At 36.8% G+C, this 24,370-nt stretch carries 22 protein-coding genes and 1 pseudogene; 4 read left to right on the plus strand and 19 right to left on the minus strand.

Going from position 1 to position 24,370, the window contains the following annotated elements; all coding sequences use genetic code 11:
• Positions 1–206: 206 nt before the first annotated feature.
• The 7 genes from phoR to Q9B79_RS12100 all read right to left on the minus strand — a co-directional run bounded on the left by phoR (position 207) and on the right by Q9B79_RS12100 (position 8,075).
• Positions 207–1,970 (minus strand): sensory box histidine kinase PhoR, encoded by a 1,764-nt coding sequence (phoR, locus tag Q9B79_RS12070; RefSeq protein WP_306184478.1) that lies wholly within the window; start codon positions 1,968–1,970, stop codon positions 207–209.
• A complete protein-coding gene (gene phoP, locus Q9B79_RS12075) occupies positions 1,963–2,682 on the minus strand; it encodes a two-component system response regulator PhoP (RefSeq protein WP_098668052.1) in 720 nt (239 codons plus the stop codon). The genes phoR and phoP overlap by 8 nt, the downstream gene beginning before the upstream one ends.
• 294 nt (positions 2,683–2,976) lie before the next feature.
• The gene (locus tag Q9B79_RS12080; protein WP_000914180.1) at positions 2,977–3,450 is read right to left on the minus strand and encodes a MaoC family dehydratase; all 474 of its coding nucleotides are present in this window, start codon (positions 3,448–3,450) and stop codon (positions 2,977–2,979) included.
• A 216-nt stretch (positions 3,451–3,666) separates the two neighbouring features.
• A complete protein-coding gene (mdh, locus tag Q9B79_RS12085) occupies positions 3,667–4,605 on the minus strand; it encodes a malate dehydrogenase (protein ID WP_000153232.1) in 939 nt (312 codons plus the stop codon).
• A gap of 19 nt (positions 4,606–4,624) precedes the next feature.
• Positions 4,625–5,917, minus strand: a complete 1,293-nt coding sequence (icd, locus tag Q9B79_RS12090) for an NADP-dependent isocitrate dehydrogenase (protein ID WP_071715229.1) — start codon at positions 5,915–5,917, stop codon at positions 4,625–4,627.
• A 160-nt stretch (positions 5,918–6,077) separates the two neighbouring features.
• Entirely contained in the window at positions 6,078–7,226 is a 1,149-nt protein-coding gene (gene citZ, locus Q9B79_RS12095) for a citrate synthase (protein ID WP_116746257.1), read from the minus strand.
• A gap of 387 nt (positions 7,227–7,613) precedes the next feature.
• On the minus strand, positions 7,614–8,075 hold the full coding sequence (locus tag Q9B79_RS12100; protein WP_000625507.1) for a DUF441 domain-containing protein: 462 nt from the start codon (positions 8,073–8,075) through the stop codon (positions 7,614–7,616).
• Positions 8,076–8,495: 420 nt separating this feature from the next.
• Here Q9B79_RS12100 and ytvI point away from each other — a divergent pair, with 420 nt between their 5' ends.
• Positions 8,496–9,614, plus strand: a complete 1,119-nt coding sequence (gene ytvI / locus Q9B79_RS12105; RefSeq protein ID WP_306184485.1) for a sporulation integral membrane protein YtvI — start codon at positions 8,496–8,498, stop codon at positions 9,612–9,614.
• A 543-nt stretch (positions 9,615–10,157) separates the two neighbouring features.
• Here the strand turns inward: ytvI and Q9B79_RS12110 are convergent.
• From Q9B79_RS12110 to dnaE, 8 genes are all read right to left on the minus strand, one after another.
• Positions 10,158–10,547: an FxsA family protein gene (locus tag Q9B79_RS12110; RefSeq protein ID WP_306184487.1), complete on the minus strand. Its 390-nt coding sequence runs from the start codon at positions 10,545–10,547 to the stop codon at positions 10,158–10,160.
• Between the two features lie 198 nt (positions 10,548–10,745).
• Positions 10,746–12,503, minus strand: a complete 1,758-nt coding sequence (gene pyk / locus Q9B79_RS12115) for a pyruvate kinase (protein WP_001232664.1) — start codon at positions 12,501–12,503, stop codon at positions 10,746–10,748.
• A gap of 53 nt (positions 12,504–12,556) precedes the next feature.
• On the minus strand, positions 12,557–13,516 hold the full coding sequence (pfkA, locus tag Q9B79_RS12120; RefSeq protein WP_000821161.1) for a 6-phosphofructokinase: 960 nt from the start codon (positions 13,514–13,516) through the stop codon (positions 12,557–12,559).
• A gap of 128 nt (positions 13,517–13,644) precedes the next feature.
• On the minus strand, positions 13,645–14,619 hold the full coding sequence (gene accA, locus Q9B79_RS12125) for an acetyl-CoA carboxylase carboxyl transferase subunit alpha (protein ID WP_306184491.1): 975 nt from the start codon (positions 14,617–14,619) through the stop codon (positions 13,645–13,647).
• Positions 14,607–15,476 carry an acetyl-CoA carboxylase, carboxyltransferase subunit beta gene (gene accD, locus Q9B79_RS12130; protein WP_000942865.1) on the minus strand — a complete coding sequence of 290 codons (870 nt, stop codon included), beginning with the start codon at positions 15,474–15,476 and terminating at the stop codon, positions 14,607–14,609. Before accD ends, accA begins: the two co-directional genes overlap by 13 nt.
• A gap of 185 nt (positions 15,477–15,661) precedes the next feature.
• On the minus strand, positions 15,662–16,306 hold the full coding sequence (locus Q9B79_RS12135) for a FadR/GntR family transcriptional regulator (RefSeq protein WP_306184494.1): 645 nt from the start codon (positions 16,304–16,306) through the stop codon (positions 15,662–15,664).
• 14 nt (positions 16,307–16,320) lie between these two features.
• Positions 16,321–17,529, minus strand: a complete 1,209-nt coding sequence (gene ystJ / locus Q9B79_RS12140; protein ID WP_162014308.1) for an NADP-dependent malic enzyme — start codon at positions 17,527–17,529, stop codon at positions 16,321–16,323.
• Positions 17,530–17,662: 133 nt separating this feature from the next.
• Complete coding sequence (dnaE, locus tag Q9B79_RS12145; RefSeq protein WP_306184497.1) at positions 17,663–20,989, minus strand: DNA polymerase III subunit alpha; 3,327 nt, start codon at positions 20,987–20,989, stop codon at positions 17,663–17,665.
• 42 nt (positions 20,990–21,031) lie between these two features.
• Here dnaE and Q9B79_RS12150 point away from each other — a divergent pair, with 42 nt between their 5' ends.
• Together Q9B79_RS12150 and ytrI are read left to right on the plus strand one after the other, a co-directional pair.
• The gene (locus Q9B79_RS12150; RefSeq protein WP_002003648.1) at positions 21,032–21,445 is read left to right on the plus strand and encodes a YtrH family sporulation protein; all 414 of its coding nucleotides are present in this window, start codon (positions 21,032–21,034) and stop codon (positions 21,443–21,445) included.
• Positions 21,442–21,945, plus strand: coding sequence for a sporulation membrane protein YtrI (gene ytrI / locus Q9B79_RS12155; protein ID WP_001265736.1), 504 nt, complete (start codon positions 21,442–21,444; stop codon positions 21,943–21,945). The genes Q9B79_RS12150 and ytrI overlap by 4 nt, the downstream gene beginning before the upstream one ends.
• A gap of 51 nt (positions 21,946–21,996) precedes the next feature.
• Here the strand turns inward: ytrI and Q9B79_RS12160 are convergent, their stop codons facing one another.
• Positions 21,997–22,929 (minus strand): DHH family phosphoesterase, encoded by a 933-nt coding sequence (locus tag Q9B79_RS12160; protein ID WP_306184502.1) that lies wholly within the window; start codon positions 22,927–22,929, stop codon positions 21,997–21,999.
• A 240-nt stretch (positions 22,930–23,169) separates the two neighbouring features.
• Between Q9B79_RS12160 and Q9B79_RS12165 the strand changes: the two genes are divergently transcribed.
• Positions 23,170–23,475 carry a YtpI family protein gene (locus tag Q9B79_RS12165; protein WP_098668042.1) on the plus strand — a complete coding sequence of 102 codons (306 nt, stop codon included), beginning with the start codon at positions 23,170–23,172 and terminating at the stop codon, positions 23,473–23,475.
• An 8-nt stretch (positions 23,476–23,483) separates the two neighbouring features.
• Here Q9B79_RS12165 and Q9B79_RS12170 read toward each other — a convergent pair whose 3' ends face one another.
• The 3 genes and pseudogenes from Q9B79_RS12170 to Q9B79_RS12180 all read right to left on the minus strand — a co-directional run bounded on the left by Q9B79_RS12170 (position 23,484) and on the right by Q9B79_RS12180 (position 24,338).
• Complete coding sequence (locus Q9B79_RS12170; RefSeq protein WP_306184504.1) at positions 23,484–23,747, minus strand: DUF3949 domain-containing protein; 264 nt, start codon at positions 23,745–23,747, stop codon at positions 23,484–23,486.
• An 89-nt stretch (positions 23,748–23,836) separates the two neighbouring features.
• A pseudogene (locus Q9B79_RS12175) lies at positions 23,837–24,004 on the minus strand (phosphotransferase enzyme family protein); the annotation flags it as partial.
• A gap of 10 nt (positions 24,005–24,014) precedes the next feature.
• Complete coding sequence (locus tag Q9B79_RS12180; RefSeq protein ID WP_306184506.1) at positions 24,015–24,338, minus strand: hypothetical protein; 324 nt, start codon at positions 24,336–24,338, stop codon at positions 24,015–24,017.
• Positions 24,339–24,370 lie beyond the last annotated feature (32 nt).

Raw genomic sequence — 24,370 nt, forward strand, 5'->3', positions numbered from 1 at the left:
CATGACTAATAGAGAGAAGAAAAATAACGGCTATTTTCTATCATATATAAAAACGTTTACTAATATAAAAGGGAAGTGACGAGAACAGCATAACTATTCTCGTCCAAAATTACTCCTTGGATGAAGGGGTTTTCATGTATTATATTAACAGAGCTTTATTAATATTTAATTAAGCCATTGTTAATATATTGTAAACATCCTTCATCCTATTTTTCAGTTGCTGATTTTGGTAAAACAACTGTAAATGTTGTCCCTTCCCCAACTTCACTATCAACTGTAATCGTACCGTGATGCGCCTCAACTAAATGCTTTACGATCGATAATCCAAGGCCTGTACCACCAGTATTCCGACTTCTCGCCTTATCCACTCGGTAAAAGCGTTCAAAAATACGTGGAATTTCATCTTTACTAATACCAATTCCAGTATCCGAAACTTTTATATAAGCATTGTATTTATCTTCTGCTAACTCTACAGAAACAACGCCTCCAGCCGGCGTATATACGATTGCGTTATTAATTAAATTAATAAAGATTTGTTTCAAACGACTTGGATCTCCAATGACAGAGACTCGTTTTAGCGTATTTACTTGTAGAGAGATTTCTTTCTCTCCCGCTTTATTATCAAGCACCATATGAATGTCTTCAAGAAGTCCCTTCATATCAACGGTCCCCATACTCAATTTAAATCCTTGTTGTTCAATCTTTGATAAATCTAATAAATCTTCAATTAACCCTTGCATGCGTTCACTTTCTTTTAAAATAATGTGCAAGAAATGTTCGCAGTATTTTTTATTATCCATAGCACCGTCCAAGAGCGTTTCCGAAAAACCTTTAATAGAAGTAATCGGTGTCTTTAGTTCATGAGAAACATTCGCTAAAAAGTCTTTTCTCATTTGTTCTAATTTCTTTAACTCAGTAATGTCATGGAATACAAGTACAATCCCTTTCCATTCATGATTCGTCCCAATAATCGGTGCTCCATATACTTCAAAATGCTTTCGCTCAATTCCAAGCGGCAATAGCATTTGTTTACGCACTTTCACTTCTGTCATAAAGATTTCTTCCACAAGCTCTATAATTTCTGGATGATGAAACGATTCATAATATAAACGATCTAAATATTCTTCATCTGTTACGTGGAAAGTTTCCTTATATGAACGGTTTACAAGGTTTATATAACCGCGACTATCAATTAAAATCATTCCACTTCCCATATTTTCAATTAACGTATGCAGACGATCTTGTTGCATTTCTTGTTCAAGTGTCATCTCTTGTAAATTACGAGCTAAAATATTAATCGCCTTACTTAACATTCCCGTTTCATCTGAATGACTTTCATAAGCGCGCGCTTTATAATTGCCCTTCGCTAATTCGATAGCAACTTTCGTAACGGATTCAATCGGCCTAATATATTGCCCTGTAATTTTCATACCTAAAAATACAACGACAAGACACGCAATAACAAATCCGATAATTAATAATCCCCACGTTTTTTGATGAACAGCTTTCAAAGGCTCAATTGTGCTTTTCACCAAAATGTATCCTTGTTTCCCTGCTACATCTTGCACGAACACCGCATGGTAAAATTCATTATTTTGATCGGTTTCTTTCGTAATGACTTTATTTCTTTGTTTCGTTGTTTCTGAAGAAAGTTCTTTAATTATCCCTTGGCTAAACGCAGAATGTTCTCCTCCGCTATATTGAACTTTCTTTTTTTCATCTACAAATGCAATAGACGCCTGTATTTTTTCTTCTAACTTTTCAAAAACGTACGGATTTTTTAAAACATTATCAAAACCTTGTTCTTCTGCTAGTACAGCAACATATTCTGTCTCTTTTACCATTCTCTCTTTTGCATGATCTATATAGTAGTTTTCAAACACAGTTTCCAGCAGTAAACCTAGTCCGACTAAAATAAAAACAATAAGAGAAACAAATGTAAAAAGAAGCCTGGAACGAAATTTATTCATCCCCTTTTGGCTCCTCTAATTTATATCCTAAACCACGTATCGTTTTAATGTACGTCGGTTTTTTCGTATTTTGTTCAATTTTATCGCGCAAATGACTAATATGAACGTCTACAATTCGTGTATCACCAGCAAAATCATAGTTCCATACAGCACTTAATAATTGATCACGCGTCAACACACGGCTCTTATTTTTCGCAAGATAAACAAGTAGTTCAAATTCTTTTGGTGTTAGTTCAAGCTTTCTTCCTTGGAAATAAGCCTCATAAAACTCTGGCAAAATTTTAAGGTCAGCAATTGTGATGCTCTCTTCATCTGATGATTCTGTAACTTGTTCTTCCTGTTGCAATTTCGTACGGCGTAAAATCGCCTTCACACGTGCAACAACTTCCCTTGGGCTAAATGGCTTCGTCATATAATCATCCGCCCCAAGTTCAAGACCTAGCACCTTATCAAATTCATCATCTTTTGCTGTTAACATTAAAATCGGCGTCATAACGCGCTGCAATCGTAATTCTTTACATACTTCCATACCATCCATTTTTGGAAGCATTAAATCTAATATAATTAAATCTGGGCGTTCTGTTGTCGCTTTTTGAAGCGCCATTTCTCCATCCATCGCTGTTATAACCTCAAACCCAGCTTGTTGTAGATTAAATTCAATTAAAGTTAAGATAAACTCCTCATCATCAACTACTAAAATACGATTGTTCATTCTTTTCCTCCAAGTTATAGACTTGAAACCTTCTTCATCCTAGTATTTTCCCCGTTATTCTCATCATACTAGAAAACAAGGTCCCTCTCAATATAATTGTCTATTATGCGACTAGTTCTACCTATTCTATCTTTAATAGTAACGTGCATTCTTTCATTCAACGCCCCAAGCTGGGATACGATTAAAACAGGTTGCTCCGATTTCGCCGAGGGATTCACACAAGGATTCTTCAACTAAAAATAGCGCTAGCCCCCTTATAGTAAGGTATGCTAGCGCTATTTATATTTTCATTTTTTAAAAATTATCTAATGCTTTTTCCATAATAGAAACTGATTTGAAAGGCGGCGTTACTGTTAACGAACCTTTTACAACCGTTTCTCCTTTTTCATCATGAGCAGATACAAGCATATCAATTGTATGCTCCTCTTCAGAAACAGCCACAACTTCAAAGTGGATTTGTAACGTTTCATAATGGTGAACATGCTTCACGAACGTAAGGTCCTTTCTCGTAATATGACTACCTGGACCTGGTAAATATTTCGTAACTGCCGTTGTAATCATTCCAGTTAGCATAATGCTTGGTACAATCGGCTTTTCATACGGAGTTTGGGATGCGTAATCATGCTGAATATATAATGGATTGGCATCATTCGTTAAACCTAAGTACAATAACAAATCTTTATCCTCAATTTTTTCAGTGATAGATAACTTCTCTCCTACTGTAATTTCATCCATTTTACGACCAATTTGAACTTTTTTCTTTAACATGTTACAACCCCCTCCGATTTTTTCACCTTATTATCCTACTAAAAGCGATACTTGATCCGAAATTTACTATGATGAGGGCAATGTATAGTATAAATCTATAGTTTCATTATAGGACACACCAAATGATAGCGGTTTCATATTATTTCAAAAAAACATTTGCATATATAGTAGAAAAAGATTCGGGGCCCCGAATCTTTTTCTACTTATATTTAATTATTAAACAAGAACCTTCATAACATTACGTACAGATTCCACAGAGCGATCTAGCGCTTCTTTTTCATCTGCAAGAAGTTCTAATTCAATAATTTTTTCAATTCCGTTACCACCTAGAATTACTGGTACCCCTAAGTAAAGGTCACTATAACCATATTCACCTTCAAGGTACGCAATAGCCGGTAATACACGGCGTTGATCTTTTAAGATTGCTTCTGTCATTTCAACTAAAGAAGCTGCTGGTGCGTAGTATGCACTACCGTTTCCTAATAAGCCTACAATCTCGCCGCCACCTTTACGGGTACGTTCTACGATTGCTTCTAAACGCTCTTTCGGAATTAACGTTTCTAACGGAATGCCACCTGCATAAGAATAACGTACAAGAGGTACCATATCGTCACCGTGTCCACCAAGAACAAATCCTGTAATGTCTTTCACAGAAAGATTCAATTCTTGCGCGATGAATGTACGGAAACGAGCTGTATCTAATACGCCCGATTGACCGATAACACGCTCTTTCGGGAATCCTGCTTCTTTAAATACAGAATATGTCATTGCATCAACTGGATTTGTTAATACAACAATAATTGCATTTGGTGAATGTTTTGCAATGTCGCGCGTAATACTTTTCATAATTTTAGAGTTTGTTGCTACTAAGTCATCACGGCTCATACCAGGCTTACGCGCAATACCTGCTGTAATCACGACAACGTCAGAATCAGCAGTATCTGCGTAATCAGATGTTCCGATAATATTAGCATCAAAACCTTGTACTGGGCTCGCTTCTAACATATCTAACGCTTTCCCTTTTGTTGGATTTTCCAGTTGTGGAATGTCCACTAATACAACATCTGCAAGTTCTTTTTGTGCTAATAAGAATGCTGTTGTTGCTCCTGTAAATCCTGCACCGATGACTGAAACTTTCTTGCGTTTGATTGTCATAATTTACCCCCCGCTTTAATTATGCGTTTTTGATTATCGCTACATCCATGTTTTTAATAAGTTCATTAGCGAACTCAGAACATTTCACTTCTGTTGCACCTTCCATTAAGCGTGCGAAATCATAAGTTACTACTTTTGAAGCAATTGTTTTCTCAACAGAAGCAGTTACTAATTTCGCAGCTTCGTTCCATCCTAAGTGTTCTAATAATAATACACCAGAAAGAAGAACTGAAGATGGGTTTACTTTATCTAAACCTGCATATTTTGGAGCTGTACCATGTGTAGCTTCAAAGATAGCATGTCCAGTTACATAGTTAATGTTTGCACCAGGTGCAATACCAATTCCACCTACTTGTGCAGCAAGTGCATCAGAGATGTAGTCTCCGTTTAAGTTCATTGTTGCAACAACATCGAACTCACGTGGACGAGTTAAAATTTGTTGTAAGAAGATGTCTGCAATAGAATCTTTTACGATGATTTTTCCAGCCGCTTCAGCATCTGCCATCGCTTTATTCGCTGCATCTTTACCATCTTTCTCAACGATACGATCATATTCAGCCCAAGTAAATACTTTGTCGCCGAATTCTTGTTCCGCTACTTCGTAACCCCAGTTTTTGAAAGCACCTTCTGTAAATTTCATAATGTTTCCTTTATGAACTAATGTAACAGAAGAGCGTTTTTCGTTAATTGCATATTGAATTGCAGCACGAACAAGACGCTTTGTCCCTTCTTCTGAGATTGGTTTAATACCGATACCAGATGTTTCTGGGAATCGGATTTTATTAACACCCATTGCTTCTTTTAAGAAAGCAAGAACTTTTTCTGCTTCTGGAGATCCTTGTGCATATTCAATTCCAGCATAAATGTCTTCTGTATTTTCACGGAAAATAACCATATCAGTATCTTCCGGACGTTTTACAGGTGAAGGAACGCCTTCAAAATAACGAACTGGACGTAGACATACATATAAATCTAATTCTTGACGAAGCGCTACGTTTAGAGAACGAATACCACCGCCAACTGGAGTTGTAAGTGGACCTTTAATCGCGATTAAATACTCACGGATTAAGTTTAAAGTTTCTTCTGGTAACCACTCGCCTGTTTGGTTGAATGCTTTTTCCCCTGCAAGCACTTCTTTCCAAACGATTTTCTTCTCACCATCATAAGCTTTTTCAACTGCTGCTTCTAGTACACGAGATGCAGCTGCCCAAATATCAGGACCAATTCCATCTCCTTCGATAAATGGAATAATCGGATTGTTTGGTACATTCATAACACCATTAGTTACAGTAATTTTTTCACCTGTTGTCAATGTGATAACCCCCATGTTTGAAATTTCATATGTATGAAACTGAGGGAATAACCCCTCAGTTCAAACCGTTAGTCAAATTAAAATATTCTAATCATTACATCTTTCCGAAAAAATCAGACTTTTGAAAGCGTATTTTCACTATCGAAATAGTGTTTTTCGCTTATCGTTGTGCAATTGGAACATACACTTGATGTGTTGGTCCATTATAGTCAGCACGCGGACGGATTAAACGGTTGTTTTCATATTGTTCTAGAATATGAGCTAACCAGCCTGACATACGGCTAATTGCAAAGATAGGTGTAAATAAGTCATGGTCAATTCCTAAACAATGGTATACAGAAGCTGAATAGAAATCAACATTTGGTGGAAGACCTTTTTCTTTTGTTACAATGTCTTCAATTTTGATAGACATATTATACCATTTGTCTTCTCCTAAAAGCACGCATAATCTCTTGGACATTTCACGTAAATGTTTTGCACGTGGATCACCTTGCTCATATACACGATGGCCAAAGCCCATGATTTTCACTTTATTTTGAAGCGCATTATGAATATATGATTCTACATTTTCTTCTTCGCCAATTTCAGTTAACATCTTCATTACATTTTCATTTGCCCCACCGTGAAGAGGACCTTTTAACGCACCGATTGCTGCTGTAATACCAGAATATACATCTGAAAGTGTAGCTACACAAACGCGTGCAGTAAATGTAGAAGCGTTTAACTCATGATCTGCGTGAAGTACAAGCGCCTTATCAAAAGCTTCAATTTCAACTTCATTTGGCTCGCGATCATTTAACATGTACAAGAAGTTTGCAGCTAATGATAAATCGTTTCTAGGCTCAACAACATCTAACCCTTTACGAATTCTTGCATAAGCAGCAACTAAAGTTCCCACTTGGGCCTGTAATTTAACCGCTTTCAAATAATTGGACTTTTCATCCATAATTTCAGCGCTCTCATCGTATAATGATAGCATGGAAATTGCAGTTCGTAAAACCGACATCGGATGTGCGATTTTTAAATCTACTTGTTTCAAATATGTTAAAATCTCACCTGGCACTTTATAGTATTCCGATACAGTCCCTTTAAATTTCTCTAGTTCTTGTTCGTTAGGAAGCTTGCGATGCCATAATAAGTATACTACTTCTTCAAATGTAGCATTCTCCGCTAAATCATCAATATTATACCCAACATAAGTTAATGTATCATCAATAATAGAGCTCACAGATGATGTTGTTGCTACTACCCCTTCTAAACCTCGAATAACAGTCATGACATTCTCTCCTTTTCCTGAAAATTCTCCCAACCTTGCTCCTTATATCTATTTGCTTCCCTTTTGAATTATGAACGCCCGTTCACTCTTTAGGCAAGCAAAATGCACGATCATGCAAATTTGTTGCGATGTTCCCCTCTTATTGTCCATTGTTTACATGGAAAGCATGAGCGTGAATATCTCCCCGAATCCTCACGCTCAAAACAACAAGTTAGTGAGGAAAATTAATTCCGAAGAGTTTTATGATAAAAACAACATAAAACAATATCATTATAAAATTGTTTTATGTTGTTTTTATTTTATCTGGTGTAAAGTCTCTGCTGCTATGTAACTTTTCAAAGTTTCTAATCCTATTATAAACAATTATCTGACTTTTGTGAACAGAAAGAATTCAAAATTTTTATATTACTATAAAATTCCTTATTTAAACATCTGTATAATACTCATAACTGCATAGGCAATTCCAGCCCCAATTAATGGACCTACAGCAACTCCATTAAATAAAGCAACCGCTATAATTGTCCCGAAAACGAGAGCAGTTGTAATGTGAGGATCCGTCGTTAATAATTGCACGCCGCCTTTTGCTAACAAGGCAACCGCTACCCCTGAAGCTAAAGCAATCCATGCATAATACGATTTCGCTGCTTCTCCGAGTTGTTTAAAACCTATCTCCCCTGTCGCAATCGGGACGAGTACTGCTATTGTAATAACCGTAACACCGAGATTAATTCCTTTCGTTTGTAAATATGGAAAGACTTTATCTCCTAGAAACGTAAATTTCAATAAAAATAACACACCAATAGCTACAGTTAGCGATTGGTTTTTCGCAATAAGTCCTATAATAAGTAGTATGAATAAAAATAACGTTGACTGACTAATCATGTTTGCACTTCCTTTCTGAAAATAATGAACTCATTTCCAAACAAAAATACCTTTAAACCTATCGTTATACATGCTATATCGATGCCTATTCAACATGAATTACTTCATTTTTTTATGTATTTTAAAACGATAACCTGAGACTTTCACCATCAAAATAGAAGCATGTATACATTTTTAAAAACGGTCGTCTCTCCTTTCTTTTCTAAAAAGAAACAGGTAAAATAAAAAGAAGAGAAAATGAAGTTTTTACCATGTAGTAGAAGCATCAACACCAAGCTTTCACAGTCACTCACGTACTGAAAAAGCAGGAAAAATCCATCATTCCACTATAACATAAAGTGAAACTTTAATCAGTGGGGCATACTCGTTATAAGTTGAACGAATTAGGATAATCCAAATTGGAATGGGAGGTATACATCTTTGAATCGAAACTTACTATATATGATATTGCGACTCATATTTGTCATCGTAGCGACGGTAGCCGGGTTCTATGCATTACTATATATGTCAGGACTTATCTACCCTTTCATTATCGCTTTCGCATTTGCTTATTTGATTAATCCTGTCGTCAATTTCCTTAATCAAAAACTACAATTTCCTCGCGCACTCGCAGTACTCGTTAGCTTAATTCTCGTATTCGGAGCTATCGTCGGACTCGTTACATACCTTGTAACAGAGGCAATATCTGCCACTACATACTTACTACAACTTGTTACAGTAAAGTTTCCAGATATCGTTGCATTCGCTCAGCAATTTGCACTTAATCATATTATGCCTCTCTATGATGATTTAATTTCTAAATTTAATCATCTTGGGGAACCACAGCGCAATACGATTACACAAAACATTCAAAACCTAGGAACAGAAGCAACGACGCAAATGAAAGAACTTTTAACTGCTATTATAAGCGGATTAACAAATTTCATTAGTGCATTACCAACGACTTTAACTGTGCTTGTATTCGTTTTATTAGCCACTTTCTTCATTAGTTACGATTGGCATCGTCTTGCTCAGAAAGTAAGAAAATTTTTACCCAACCGTGTTCATGGCTATGGAAAAACGATTTTTGTCGATTTAAGAAAAGCTTTATTCGGTTTTGTTAAAGCGCAACTTACACTCGTATCTATGACAACTATTATTGTACTAATCGGACTTTTAATATTACGCGTACCATACGCCATTACTATCGCGATTATTACAGGGGTTGTAGATTTACTCCCGTATTTAGGAACAGGAGCTGTCTTCGTTCCTTGGGTTATATACGTATTTTTCACTGGCGACACTGCTTTCGCCATTGGTCTTCTCATTTTATACATCGTCGTGATTGTCCAAAGACAAATTATGGAGCCTAAAGTACTTTCTTCTAATATCGGTCTCGATCCATTAGCAACACTGATTGCTCTATTTGTCGGCTTTAAACTCTTTGGCTTTTTAGGATTAATCATCGGTCCAGTCACCTTAGTACTACTTAATACATTGCACAAAGCTCGTGTATTCCATGATTTGTGGAAATATATTAAAGGCTCGCCTTCAAAATAATAGTTTCTAATTCATATACAACAAACACTTACATGTAATCAGTGGGAAATCCCCACTGATTATTCATTGTACTTATTTTTCACACTCATTACACACAACAAGAGAATTGCCCTAAAAGAGGATAATTCTCTTGTTTTTTGCATAAAAAACGTATATTTCGAAGTATTTTTACATATTTATTCTACAAATTCTATAATTATTACTTACATTTATTACTTTTTATGTAAATGAATAAATATACAAAAATGCATAGAATTAGACTTAAACTAAGTGTTTCATCGCTCACTTTTAACATTTCCACATCAATTCGTTCTTTTTATATACAAATCAAACTTGAGTTCAAAGGAATTATTCTAAAACAGACTCACCAAAAATTACTAACTCCTCAAATCACAGATCCAATCGAAACATATACAACAAATAAAACTTTAACCTTTGAATTTCGTCTGCACACTCACCAAATTTTAATTAACGGACCTTTAACCATCCCTCTCACCCTTTTACAGACAAAAAAATAGTGCTTAGATCGCTATAATCTAAGCACTATTTCTGCACAATAATAGTAGAGTTCTTTCTAAACTTCCATTCTATCCACTTCATAACAAACGGCTTCAATAAGGCCCTCGTCATAGGGATAACAAAGATTAAACCCATTATATCCGTTACATATCCAGGAAGCACCAAAAGAATACCTCCTATAAAGATAAAAATACCATCTAGGACCGCTCCTCCTGGCATTTCTCCTCTATTCAGCTTAGATTGAATCTCTCTAAGCACTTTAAAACCTTGCCTTTTCGCTAAATACACACCTACAACACCTGTAAATACAATCATAGCGAACGTAGACCATAAACCTATTACATGACTTGATCCAATTAAGACCGTAATCTCAATCGCCGGTATTAATATAAACAAGAATAGTAACCACTTCATAGTTCTACACTCCTCTCACATACCATCACTTTTAACGCCCTTACAACGTCCATATACATCATACAAAAATCTAATACACTTCCTTATCAAACTTCATAATAAACAGCTTTTAAAAGCAATTTCAGACGTCTCAAGCTAGTTTCACCTCATTTTTGTGTAAAAAAAAGAGAAGGACTCCGATCCTTCTCTCCGTATTACTTATAGCACTTCCGCATGTCCATTATAAACAATTCCGCGTGCTGCATCAACTGTTACTTCTTGGCCATTTTTTAAAGTTGCTGTTACGCCGTTTACACCAACGATAACAGGAATACCGATTGATACACCTACAACAGCCGCATGGCTTGTTAAACCGCCTTCTTCTACAACTAGAGCAGCAGCTTTTTCGATTGCAGGAATCATATCTTTATCAGTGCTTGTTGTAACAAGGATATCACCTTCGTTTACGTTCGCTACAGCTTCAGCAGCTGTTTTCGCTACAACCACTTTACCTTTTGCAGCTTTACGACCGATCCCTTGTCCTTTAGCAACTTCTTCACCAACAACGTGGATTTTCATTAAGTTTGTTGTACCAGTTTCAGCAACTGGAACGCCAGCAGTGATTACTACAGTGTCTCCAAGTCCGATTAGACCTGCATCCATACCTGTTTGAATTGCTGTATCTAACATTTCGTCAGTTGAAGCTGCGCGCTTCTCAGCCATAAATGCTTGTACACCCCAAACAAGTGCAAGACGACGTCCTACCTGCTCGTCAGATGTTACAGCTACGATTGGAGATTTTGGACGGTATTTAGAGATCATTTTCGCAGTATATCCACTTTCTGTTGGAGCTACGATTGCAGCTACATCAAGAGCAAGTGCTGTATGTGCAACAGATTGGCTAATTGCATCTGTAATTGTTGGAGTGAACTCTTTAATACGTTTTTTGAACATATCTTCGTATTGTAATGATTTTTCAACACGTACAGCAATGTTAGCCATCATTGTTACTGCTTCTACTGGGTATTGTCCAGCAGCTGTTTCACCTGAAAGCATGATTGCATCTGTACCATCGAAGATTGCGTTAGCTACGTCACTTGCTTCCGCACGAGTTGGACGTGGGTTGCGTTGCATAGAATCTAACATTTGTGTTGCAGTAATAACTGGTTTACCTAACACGTTACATTTTTTGATTAGACGTTTTTGTACTAATGGTACTTCTTCTGGTGGAATTTCTACACCCATATCACCACGAGCTACCATTAAACCGTCAGAAACTTCTAAGATTGAATCGATGTTGTCGATACCCTCTTGGTTTTCGATTTTTGGTACGATTTGGATGTATTGAGCGTTATGCTCTTCTAATAATTCACGGATTTCTAATACGTCAGCTGCTTTACGTACGAATGAAGCTGCGATGAAATCAACTTTTTGCTCGATACCGAAGATGATATCTTTTACGTCTTTTTCAGTGATACCAGGAAGCTTAATGCTTACGTTTGGTACGTTAACACCTTTTTTATTTTTTACAGTTCCGCTGTTAAGAACTTTTGTACGGATGTTTCCGTCAGCTTTTTCGATTACTTCTAGTTCGATAAGACCGTCATCGATTAGAATACGAGAACCTGGGTCTACATCGTCATAAAGACCAGCATAAGATACAGAGAACTTCTCTGCAGTACCTAATACTTGCTCAGTAGAAAGAACTACTTCTGCACCTGTTACAAGCTCAGCTTGTCCGTCTACGAAGTCGTGAGTACGGATTTCTGGACCTTTTGTATCAAGTAAGATACCAACTGTTTTACCAGTTTTCTTTGAAGCTTCACGAATGTTTTTAATACGAGCGCCGTGCTCTTCATGGCTACCATGAGAGAAGTTTAAACGAGCAACGTTCATACCTGCTTCGATTAATTGCTCTAATTTTTCAATACTTTCACTAGCAGGACCTATAGTACATACAATTTTAGTTTTACGCATATTGCACCTCCGAAAATTATGAAACCGTTCCCAAATATCCGACATTACGCCGATTAGATGGATAATTCTTTAGATAATTGATACATATCTTTATCGATTGTATGCTTTTGAGCTAACGCTTCGATAATGTCATGATCAACAAGTTTGTTATCTTGAATACCTACACAACGTCCACCTTTACCAGCAATTAATAATTCAACTGCTCTTGCGCCAAGACGGCTTGCTAATACACGGTCTTGTGCACTTGGTGATCCACCACGTTGTACGTGACCTAATACAGTTACGCGAGTATCAAAGTTTGTTGCTTCTTCAATGTGCTTACCGATATCAATTGCACTTCCAACACCTTCAGCAACAATGATAATACTGTGTTTTTTACCACGCTCACTACCACGCTTCAGACGAGCGATAACATCTTCCATGTCATACTCTTCTTCTGGAATTAAGATTGTTTCCGCACCATCAGCTAAACCAGCCCATAATGCGATATCACCAGCGTGACGTCCCATTACTTCGATAACATATGTACGTTCATGAGATGTAGCTGTGTCACGAATTTTATCAATTGCATCAATAACAGTGTTTAAAGCTGTATCGAAACCAATTGTGAAGTCTGTTCCAGGGATATCATTGTCGATTGTACCTGGTACACCAACACATGGGAATCCTTGTTCAGTTAATTTTTTAGCGCCTTGGTAAGAACCATCTCCACCAATAACAACAAGCCCTTCGATACCGTGTTTCTTTAATTGCTCGATACCTTTTAGTCGTACTTCTGGGTCTTTAAACTCAGGACATCTTGCTGTATATAATTTTGTACCACCGCGGTGGATAATATCGCCAACAGAACCAAGTTCTAATTTTTCAATATGACCAGAAATTAATCCAGCGTATCCATGGTAAATACCATATACTTCAATATCATGGAAAATCGCTTTACGAACAACTGCACGAATGGCAGCATTCATACCAGGTGAATCTCCACCACTTGTTAATACACCAATACGTTTCATTTGTACTCACCTCATAAAGATTATTTGCCTTATAATAAAATAACACGAAAAAATATAAAAATACAATGGAGAAGATGTGTCTTTTCATAATAAAAACGTGCATTCGCGAAGTGGAACGCACGCTTTTCTTATTTTATCCAAATGGAAGCGTTTGAAAACGAAACTTGCCCAATTTTCATATATTTTTCATAACGTTTTTCGATTAATTCATCTTTCGAAATTCCGTTTAATTGTTCAAAAGTTTTTCCGAGCATTAAATCTATATTTTCTGACTGTTTCAAAACATTACGGTGCGCTCCACCTTTTGTCTCTGGAATAATTTCGTCAATTACACCTAATTCTTTCAAATCTGCTGCTGTAATTCTCATCGCTTCTGCAGCTTCCTTCGCTTTTCCTGCATCTTTCCAAAGAATTGCCGCTGCACCCTCTGGTGTAATAACAGAATAAGTGGAATTTTCTAGCATATGAATGTAATCCCCTACTCCAAGACCTAGCGCGCCACCACTACCACCTTCGCCGATAACGATGCAAATAACAGGTACTGTTAAGCCTGCCATTTCAAATAAATTGCGGGCGATAGCTTCACTTTGACCACGTTCTTCAGCAGCTTTACCAGGATAAGCTCCCTTCGTATCAATAAAACAAATAATGGGACGATTGAACTTTTCCGCCTGCTTCATTAAACGTAATGCTTTTCGATATCCTTCTGGATGAGGCATTCCAAAATTACGGCGAATATTTTCTTTCGTATCTTTTCCGCGTTGATGCCCAATTACAGTTACAGGCATCCCTTTATATTTCGCAATGCCGCCGACAATCGCTGCATCATCGCCAAATAGACGATCTCCATGACATTCGAAAAAATCAGTAAATAAGTGCTCAATATAATCGAGCGTTGTCGGTCGTTCCGCATGACGAGCAATTTGAACACGGTCCCACACTTTCATATTGCCGTATATATCTTCCTCTAAATTTTCTAGCTTTTCTTCCAAAATACGAATCTCCTCACTGAAGTCCATCTGGCTGTTTTTCGTATAGTCTTTCAGTTCACGAATCTTATTTCTTAGCTCAACAACTGGTTTCTCAAATTCTAGCTCTGCCATACAGCCATTTCCCCTCCCTGATGAACTTCTAAAATCTTGCGAAGCGATTCTCTCATATCATCGCGATGTACCACCGCATCTAATTGACCATGTTCTAGTAAGAATTCTGCCGTTTGGAAATCTTCCGGTAGCTTCTCACGCACGGTTTGTTCAATTACACGTCTACCAGCAAATCCGATCAGTGCTCCTGGTTCTGCAAGATTATAATCACCAAGTGAAGCGAAACTCGCTGAAACCCCGCCCGTCGTCGGATGAGTCATAACAGAAATAAATAATCCTCCTGCATTACTATGCTTTTTCAAAGCTACGCTTGTTTTTGCCATTTGCATTAAACTTAATATCCCTTCTTGCATACGGGCACCACCCGAAGCAGTAAAGATAATAAATGGAACTTGTAAGTCGTATGCCTTTTCAACCGCACGGGCAATTTTTTCTCCTACAACAGAGCCCATGCTCCCCATTCGAAAACGAGAATCCATTACTGCAACAACAACAAGCATGTCATCAATTGTTCCTTCACCAGTTACAACCGCTTCGTTCAATTCAGTCTTCTTACGATCGCTCTCTAGTTTCTCTTCATACCCTGGAAACTCGAGTGGATTTAATGAAACCATTTCTTTGTCATACTCACGGAATGACCCCTCGTCCAATATACTATCAAGACGTTCCCATGCATTCATAGGATGATGATATCCACAATTCACACATACTTTTAAATTTTTTAGAAGCTCTTTCGTATACATGATTTTTTTACATTTCGGACATTTTGTCATAACGCCATCTGGTACGTCTTTTCGTACTTGTTCTGAAGGTATTGCAGCGTACTTTTTCTTTTTCACGAATAAATCTCTTAGCACAATTTGACCCCCTTCGTTGAGAGCTAAGGTTAGCGTAAGAAGAAAATTGGGCTAACACCAAAGTTTGATGTTAGCCTTATCTTCTCAATCTGTCTAATAACCTCACTCTTTACGTTTAACTTTAACCGCTACGCGATAGAATGTTTGTCATAACGTGTCATGGTCATTTCGACAAATTTTATACATTACGAGTGAAACTGTATATTCTCTACTAATTCATCGTAAATTTTTAGTGCATCAGTTTCTTGTTTTTCTTCCAAAGTAGCGTAAAGCTTTCTATACATATCGATAGAATCTCCTGAAACTTTACAAGAAAGAGTTGATACGTAATCATTTACGATCATCCAAATGCGATATAGTAAATAATTATCGACTTGTTCAATAAGTGTTTTAAAGAACGTTTGGTGAAGCATTGGAATTGAGTTTTCATTTCCTTCAAGCACTTGATGTAGTTTACTTAGCACTTTAGAAAACGTTTCTTTCGGTAAATTACATACAATTCGAATCATATCTTTCTCAAGCAATCGTTTTGTTTGTAACAAATCACGAATTGTTTTCTCATCTTGCAGCAAGAACGGAGCAATTAATTGTACAAGACCGTTATCATAAAAGTTTCGAATAAACGTCCCTTCACCACGTCTCGTTTCAATTAATCCTACCAGTTCTAAAGCACGCAATGCCTCTCTTACAGAGGAACGACCTACATTTAAACGTGAACTTAACTCACGCTCAGACGGCAAACGATCCCCCGCTACCAATCCATCTTCTTCCATAATGGAACGGATTTTCTTTACAATTTCGAGATATACTTTTGTATTTGATGATGTCAATGGAAATTCCTCGCTTATTCTTTACCAATCAGCGCTAATTGTTTTGTTTTCTCAGCAACTTCATTTGGATCTACTTGACGGCGAGCTACTCCTGTCTCCATTGCAGCTTTCGCAACGTAAGCCGCTACTTGAGGCGCTACACGCGCGTCAAATGGCGCTGGAATGATATAGTCTGCATTTAACTCATCTTCTGCTACAAGCTCAGCAATAGCTTGTACAGCTGCCATCTTCATTTCTTCGTTAATTTGTGTCGCATGTACGTCAAGTGCACCGCGGAAAATACCAGGGAACGCTAGTACATTATTTACTTGGTTTGCGAAGTCAGAACGACCTGTTCCAACAACAGCTGCGCCCGCTGCTTTTGCCAATTCTGGCATAATTTCTGGAACTGGATTCGCCATTGCAAAAATAATTGCATTGTCATTCATTGTACGAACCATTTCTTCTGTTAATGCACCTTCTGCAGATACACCAATGAATACGTCCGCACCTTGTACAACATCAGCTAAAGAACCTTCGATACGATTCTTATTTGTATATTTTGCAACTTCATCCTTCACCGGATTCATACCTGTAGGACGACCTTCATAGATTGCCCCTTTACGGTCACACATAATAATGTCGCGTACACCATAGCGATATAAAAGTTTAATAATTGCAATACCTGCTGCACCTGCGCCATTTGCGACAACTTTAATGTCAGACATTTTCTTTCCAACTAGTTTTAGCGCGTTCACAAGACCCGCTACTGTTACAATAGCTGTTCCGTGTTGATCATCATGGAAGATAGGAATATTTGTTTCTTTTTTCAAACGTTCTTCAATAATGAAGCAGTTTGGTGCTGCGATATCCTCTAAGTTAACGCCGCCAAAAGTTGGCTCCATTAATTTTACAGTTTCAACAATTTTATCTACATCGTTTGTATTTAAGGCAATTGGGAATGCATCTACACCAGCAAAGCTCTTGAATAATACAGCTTTACCTTCCATTACCGGAAGAGATGCTTCAGGTCCAATGTTACCAAGACCAAGTACAGCCGTTCCATCAGTCACAACTGCTACCATATTTCCCTTCATTGTATATTCATATACCTTACTTTTATCGTCATAAATTTCCTTACAAGGTTCTGCAACCCCTGGAGAATATGCAAGACTTAAATCTTTTGCATTTTCTACTTTTACTTTTGATACAGTTTCTAATTTTCCTTGATGCACTTTATGCATGTGAAGTGCTTCTTCACGAAGTGTTGACAAACTATCCACTCTCCTCAAATTATTCTTGCTGATATCAATTTCTCCAAGTGGTCTGACCACGAACACTACTACTATAATAATCGAAGTGTAGGGAAATTGTCCATTATATTTTCACAACTACATTTTCTTCCCCGACAATTTCACGAAGTGCTCCTAAACATTCTTCACTTGGATGGATCGATAAACTCCGAGATAATTGTACCATTTTATGTTCCTTTTCATAATAAATTAGTACTTTCGCAAAACCCGAATAGTCAAACAATATTTTAGTAACCTGATTTAACAGCTTTTTCTCATATTGAGACGGCAATTTCACGTAAACTGATGCGTCTTTCTTTTCTTCATACACATCCATTTCTTCTAACGGATATAGCCCATTTACTATCCATTGCAACTTATGATTTCTAAGCTCAATCATGCCGTCAACTAAAACAATTGCTCCTTCTTGTAACTTATCTGAGAAATGTATATACGTTTCGGGGAAAAGAACTGCTTCCATTTCATCATTTTGATCACAAAATGTAATAAACGCCATCTTTTGCAACTTTTTCGTACGAATCACTCTCACACTTGTTATATACACGATAGCTCTTTGTACTTTTTTCTTATGTCGCATCGCCTGAGCGAGAGATGGAATTTCTAATTCTTTCGCTAACTTCACATACTGCGCTGTCGGATAGCTTGATAAATAAAAACCTAGTACTTCCTTCTCTTTATTTAACTGTTCAATAAAAGAGAGCTCTTCTCCTTGTACGTATTTTGATTTTGGAACAGCATCTCCTAAATCACGTGCAAGATTTGCATACTCTAAAGCTCCTTTAAGACTTTTCCATAAATTCGTTCTCGAAATACCAAAATCGTCAAAACATCCAGACCAGACGAACGCCTCTAAATTTCGCTCTGTTACAAACTTTGCTGGCATGCGCAGACAAAATTCAAATAAATCTTCAAACATTTTTTTCTCTCGTTCTTCGAGTAATGCTGTCACTGTAGCCATTCCGATGTTTCGAATGGAAAGTAAGCTGTAACGTATCGCATTTCCTTCTATTTGGAAATTGTAACCACTTCTCTGAAGAGACGGCGGCAAAACATGAAAACCTTTTCGCTTCGTTTCTCGTATATACTGCACAATCTTATCTTCATTTCCAATTGCACTCGATAATAGCGCCGTCATAAATTCCAACGTATAATTCGCTTTTAAATAGGCAAGCTGATATCCAATCATACTGTAGGCTACAGCGTGACTTCGGTTAAAACCGTAATTTGCGAATCTTACAATTAAGTCATAAATTTTCTCTGCAGATGTCTCATCATAACCATTTTGTAAACAACCTTGCACAAAATGCTTACGTTCCTGATCTAAAATATCACGATTTTTTTTACTCACTGCACGACGTAATAAATCTGCTTCTCCGAGCGAGAAGCCCGCCAACTTCGACGCAATTTGCATAATTTGTTCTTGGTATACAATTACACCGTATGTTCTTTCTAAAATCGGTTTTAAGTCCGGATGTAAATATTCAATTTTTCTTTTTCCATGCTTTGATTCAATAAAGGTTGGAATTTGTTCCATCGGTCCCGGTCTATATAACGAGTTAACAGCGACAATATCTTCAAATTCATTCGGCTTTAACCCGCGAAGTACATTTCGCATACCACCTGATTCAAGCTGGAATACACCTGTTGTATCCCCTCTACCTAACAATTGGAACGTCTTTTCATCTTGAAGTGGTAAATTTCTTATATCGATTTCTTTTCCTGTTTTTTGCACGATAAACTTTATAATATTTTCAAGTAATGTTAAATTACGTAGTCCTAAAAAGTCCATCTTGAGCAACCCAAGTTCTTCTAATGCATCCGCCGGGTATTGCGTAACATACACATCATTATGCCCTTCTTGAATGGCTACACTTGCCGTTAATGGCTCTTGGCTCATAATAACGCCAGCTGCATGAATAGACGTATGACGTGGTAAACCTTCTACACGTTTTGCAATTTCAAACACACGCTCATGCAGAAGGTTTCCTTGTATAAACTCACGGAGTGATTGCGATTCCTCATATGCATCTTTTAACGTTATACCAAGCTTTGATGGGATAAGTTTTGAGAATATATCGATATCTCGCGGCGGAAGCCCCATTACACGCGCAATATCTCTAATTGCCGCTTTCGCTGCCAGCGTCCCGAACGTTACAATTTGAGCAACACGAAGCTGACCATATTTATCTTTCACATATCGAATCATCTCATCACGTCTTATATCTGGAAAATCGATATCAATATCTGGAAGTGTCACACGTTCGGGGTTTAAAAATCTTTCAAATAATAGATCGTATTCAATTGGATCAATATCTGTAATTTCTAATACGTAAGAAACGAGTGAGCCAGCCGCTGACCCACGACCTGGTCCTGTTAAAATATGATTTTCATGCGCGTACTTCATAAAATCCCAGACAATGAGGAAATAATCACTAAACCCCATACTAGAAATCACGTTTAATTCATGATTCAAACGCTTTATATGTACTTCTTTCGGCGTACCATAACGTTTCTGCAATCCTTCTTCACAAACGCGGCGTAAATACATATCATTCGTCTCGTTAGCTGGAACAGGGAATTTCGGTAATTGATTTACATGAAACGGTATTTCTACTCTGCAACGTTCTGCAATTTCTACTGTGTTATAAATCGCTTCTTCTACGTGAGAAAATAGTGCTTCCATTTCATCTGATGATTTTAAATAATATTGATCTGTTTTCAGCCTCGGCCTATCTGGATCCGTCATTTTCGTTCCACTTTCAACAGATAATAAGCATTCATGAACAAGTGCGTCACTTTGATTGATGTAGCGTACATCGTTTGTTGCAACGACTGGAATATTTATCCTACTCGTAAATTCAGGTAATTTTTCTTGCAGAAGCAGTTCATCTTGAATTGCATGATGCTGTAAACTCATATAAAAATTGCCGAACATATTTTGATATGCACGAGCTACTTCTTCAGCCTGACTCTCTTTGTCTTCTAATAATAATTGTTCAATTTCCCCATCTTTACCTGGTGAAATAGCAATTAATCCTTTCGCATAATGTGCAAGCCATTTCTTAGGAATACCTTCTTTTGACTTCGTCATAATGCTACTAGAGATCTTTAATAAATTTTGATAACCTATTTCATTTTCAGCAAGTAAGACAAGCGGATAAGACTTTTCTTCTTCTTCACTAAAAATAGAAGCTGTTAAGCCGATAATAGGATGTATACCATGTTTCTTACATGCTTTATAAAACGGAATAACGCCATACATAACATTTTCATCCGTAATAGCAAGTGATGAATAACCGAGCTCTTTCGCCCTAACTACAAGTTCATCAATTTTACAAGCACTTTTTAATAAACTAAAAACGGTTTGACATTGTAAATGCACAAACTTCACTGTTGTACCCTCTCTTTACCTATTTGACTACTTTTATTATAGGTGAAGAGGAAAGCGGAAATCAAAACATACTTCTTATACTTTGTCCATATATATGAAGAAGAAAGGGGAATGACGATGGATGTAAGAGAACATACTTTTTTCTCTCTGCTTATTATTAGTTATTTTATTGCCTTTGGGGTTATACTTGGTGGTTCATTAATTGGTGGATTTGGTGCGTTTCTTATCGGAAAACCAACTCTAACTTACATTAATCAATTCGCCCAAAATTTAAGAATTTGGGCACTCGTTGCAGCGATTGGCGGAACATTTGATACTTTTTATAGTTTTGAAAGAAGTTTCTTTGGCGGGGATATGAAAGATATCGTAAAACAAATTCTCCTTATTTTTTTCGCAACGGGTGGTATGCAAACTGGTCTTATTATTATTAAATGGCTAACGCAGGAGCATGTATGAGAGTACCAAGTGCCAATACAGCAAAAAGATGGTATTTAGTTTTAGCTGGCGCTGCTGTTGGAGGCGTGTTGAGCTGGTTTATTTTTTTGTACATATACGGTGTTTTTCAAGAAGAGCAAGCTAGTAAAATAGCAGAACAAAGAGAAATTATAGAAAAACAAGAAGCAAAGCTCCACGTCCTTCTCGAAGATCAAGAAAAATTGAATACTGAAAATAAACGGCTCTTAACCATTCAAGAGATTAAAATAAAACTTATAAATCGAGAAAAATACGATTTAGACAACCTTACACTCGAAAATATGACTACATCTATCCATAATGACCTCCAGCATCTTTTAACGAAAAACATACAAAGTATCGCAAAAAATAAAGACCTACTCAAAAAGGTAATCGAAAACAAGACGTACAAACATTACGATCGGCTATACCGTTTTAAAGTCGATACAATATCTTTTGATACCGTGCTTGAAATTAGCATTACGATAGAGAAAGAAAAATAAAGAAGGAGGGCTTTAGCGCCACTCCTTCTTTTCGTTCTAACATATAATTTCTTATTTACAAATCTCACGTAAATCAGCAAATAGACGATCCGCTTCTTCCCAAGAAGATGCTTTTGCACCAGAAGCCATCGGATGTCCTCCGCCGTTATATTGCATTGCTAATTTATTTATAACTGGTCCTTTTGAACGAAGACGAACGCGAATTACATCGTCTTCCTCTAAAAATAGAACCCATGCCTTTAATCCATCAATATTACCAAGTGCTCCAACAACGCCAGATGCCTCAGAAGGAAGTACATCAAATTCTTCTAATACTTCTTTCGTTAATTTAATGTAAGCTGCTCCTTCTTCTACCATCGTAAAGTTTTGTAAAATATAACCGTTTAAACGAGCGATTTTTTCTTTTGTCTTATACATTTCATTGTATAAATCTGTGAATTTCACACCCATGTCAACAAGCTCACTTACGTAACGAAGTGTTTTTGCTGTTGTATTCGGGAATAAGAAACGACCTGTATCCCCAACAATACCCGCTAAAATAAGACGAGCTGCTTCTTTTGTTATTTGTAATCCTTTATCTTTTCCATAATCATAAAACTCATAAATCATTTCACTTGTAGAACTCGCTGTCGTATCTACCCACGTAATGTCTCCGTATGGATCTTCATTTGGATGATGATCAATTTTAATTAACATCTTCCCTTTTGTATAGCGTTGATCGTCAACACGTTCTTGGTTTGCTGTATCACAAACGATAACAAGCGCATTTTCGTATACACTATCTTCAATATCATCCATTACTCGTAAATATGCTAATGACGGTTCATTGTAGCCAACCGTATAAATATTTTTCTCTGGAAACGATTCTTGTAGAATGTTACTAAGACCGCCCTGTGAACCTAACGCATCTGGATCCGGACGCACATGACGATGAATAATAATTGTATCAAACTCTTTAATTGCTCCTAAAATTTCCTCATGCATATGTATAATCTCCTTTTTATTCAACTTCTTCACTTTAACGTGCAGTAACAGCCCAATGAATGGGGGCTAATCATTAGCGCGCGGAAACATCCCCACACTAATGAAAGTCTCACTTTATCCTCCATTATAACGGAAAGTATTTCATACATGCGAACAATTGCTTTATAATAAAAGTTAGAAAGTTTAGATATTTCTTTTTTCTCCACTATTATTTTTCATAAAGCGATGGGAGTGTGCATTATGCCAGTATTAGTCTTCTGTATTATCGTCTCATTTATGTTGTATCTCTTCTACAAAACAAAATACTTTCGTACAAACCGCCCAATGGAAAAAGGTTGGCTCTCTGGAAAATCCGCAATGGCACTCGGTTCATTCGTCTTATTCTTCGGGATAAACCAATTCTTTTTAGAACTTTCAACCGCTCGTATTATCGTTGGTGTTTTATTTGTTCTATTTGGTAGTGCAAGTGTATTTAATGGATTTCGCCAATATAAACATTTCTTACCATTAGCAGTGGAAGAAGCTGAATCTTATGAAGCAACGTAAAAAAAGCATCAATATTGTGATGCTTTTTTACGTCCCCTAACTTTTAAAATCATATATGCAACAAAAGCAGAAGGGATATTGAATGGGTTACCTTGCACATGGAGGTGTAATTGTTCTTCCCCAAAAGACATTTTTTCATATAGCTCTCGCTGAGATAATCCTGTTTTTTTCTTTTTTTCATGTAAACCTTGTAAGTATAAATATTGAATCGGTATCATCACAAGAAAGTAAAAGAGTGCGATACTACCAAAAAAGAATACTGTTGATGACATAATGCATACCACCTTTCAGAAATCCATTTTCTTACAATTAAATTATAACATAGTCTAGAATCCAAATGAATTAATATTCTGTTTTTTTATCAAACAATTGTCTCTCCGCATAATTCCTCTTCCGCATACTGAATATATCGGCGAATGAAATGATCAGGATTCTTTTTAATAGGTTCAATATCAAGTCTTAATGGTATTTTCCCTGCCATATAAAAGATTCTTGAAGCAGTTCCAAGTCGAATGGCTGGTTCTGAAACATATATCCTGCTATTTGTTCACTTCTCTATCCGAACTCTTACGTAGCTTAAATAATAACTTCAAAACAAGATAAAACAAAATAAAGTTAAAGAGAAAACCTAATGGATGAAACGAAATTTCCCATCCGCCATAATAAATGAAGTTTTCTGCCGGTATACCGAAGTAAAGAAAATCGCTATCATTTTCTCCAGTTGTAGGGATAGCGGAACAAATAATAGCGAAAATCAAACTTACTACATACAATTTCTTTTTATTTGCATCCATTCTTCTATGTGTTAACACATGAAGAGTTATTGCAAATACTACCCCTAAAAAGAGAACTATTACTCCCATTCGACACCTCCACAATTATTGTTCAAGCATCT

This window comes from Bacillus sp. MHSD_36 (assembly GCF_030757775.1).
Lineage (GTDB): Bacteria > Bacillota > Bacilli > Bacillales > Bacillaceae_G > Bacillus_A.

Bases quoted from the DNA above. Each gene is read 5' to 3' on its own strand.
- phoR (WP_306184478.1), bottom strand. From the start codon at position 1,970: ATGAATAAATTTCGTTCCAGGCTTCTTTTTACATTTGTTTCTCTTATT.
- phoP (WP_098668052.1), bottom strand. From the start codon at position 2,682: ATGAACAATCGTATTTTAGTAGTTGATGATGAGGAGTTTATCTTAACT.
- Q9B79_RS12080 (WP_000914180.1), bottom strand. From the start codon at position 3,450: ATGTTAAAGAAAAAAGTTCAAATTGGTCGTAAAATGGATGAAATTACA.
- mdh (WP_000153232.1), bottom strand. From the start codon at position 4,605: ATGACAATCAAACGCAAGAAAGTTTCAGTCATCGGTGCAGGATTTACA.
- Q9B79_RS12100 (WP_000625507.1), bottom strand. From the start codon at position 8,075: ATGATTAGTCAGTCAACGTTATTTTTATTCATACTACTTATTATAGGA.
- Q9B79_RS12110 (WP_306184487.1), bottom strand. From the start codon at position 10,547: ATGAAGTGGTTACTATTCTTGTTTATATTAATACCGGCGATTGAGATT.
- pyk (WP_001232664.1), bottom strand. From the start codon at position 12,503: ATGCGTAAAACTAAAATTGTATGTACTATAGGTCCTGCTAGTGAAAGT.
- pfkA (WP_000821161.1), bottom strand. From the start codon at position 13,516: ATGAAACGTATTGGTGTATTAACAAGTGGTGGAGATTCACCTGGTATG.
- accA (WP_306184491.1), bottom strand. From the start codon at position 14,619: ATGGCAGAGCTAGAATTTGAGAAACCAGTTGTTGAGCTAAGAAATAAG.
- ystJ (WP_162014308.1), bottom strand. From the start codon at position 17,529: ATGCATAAAGTGCATCAAGGAAAATTAGAAACTGTATCAAAAGTAAAA.
- ytrI (WP_001265736.1), top strand. From the start codon at position 21,442: ATGAGAGTACCAAGTGCCAATACAGCAAAAAGATGGTATTTAGTTTTA.
- Q9B79_RS12160 (WP_306184502.1), bottom strand. From the start codon at position 22,929: ATGCATGAGGAAATTTTAGGAGCAATTAAAGAGTTTGATACAATTATT.
- Q9B79_RS12165 (WP_098668042.1), top strand. From the start codon at position 23,170: ATGCCAGTATTAGTCTTCTGTATTATCGTCTCATTTATGTTGTATCTC.
- Q9B79_RS12170 (WP_306184504.1), bottom strand. From the start codon at position 23,747: ATGTCATCAACAGTATTCTTTTTTGGTAGTATCGCACTCTTTTACTTT.
- Q9B79_RS12180 (WP_306184506.1), bottom strand. From the start codon at position 24,338: ATGGGAGTAATAGTTCTCTTTTTAGGGGTAGTATTTGCAATAACTCTT.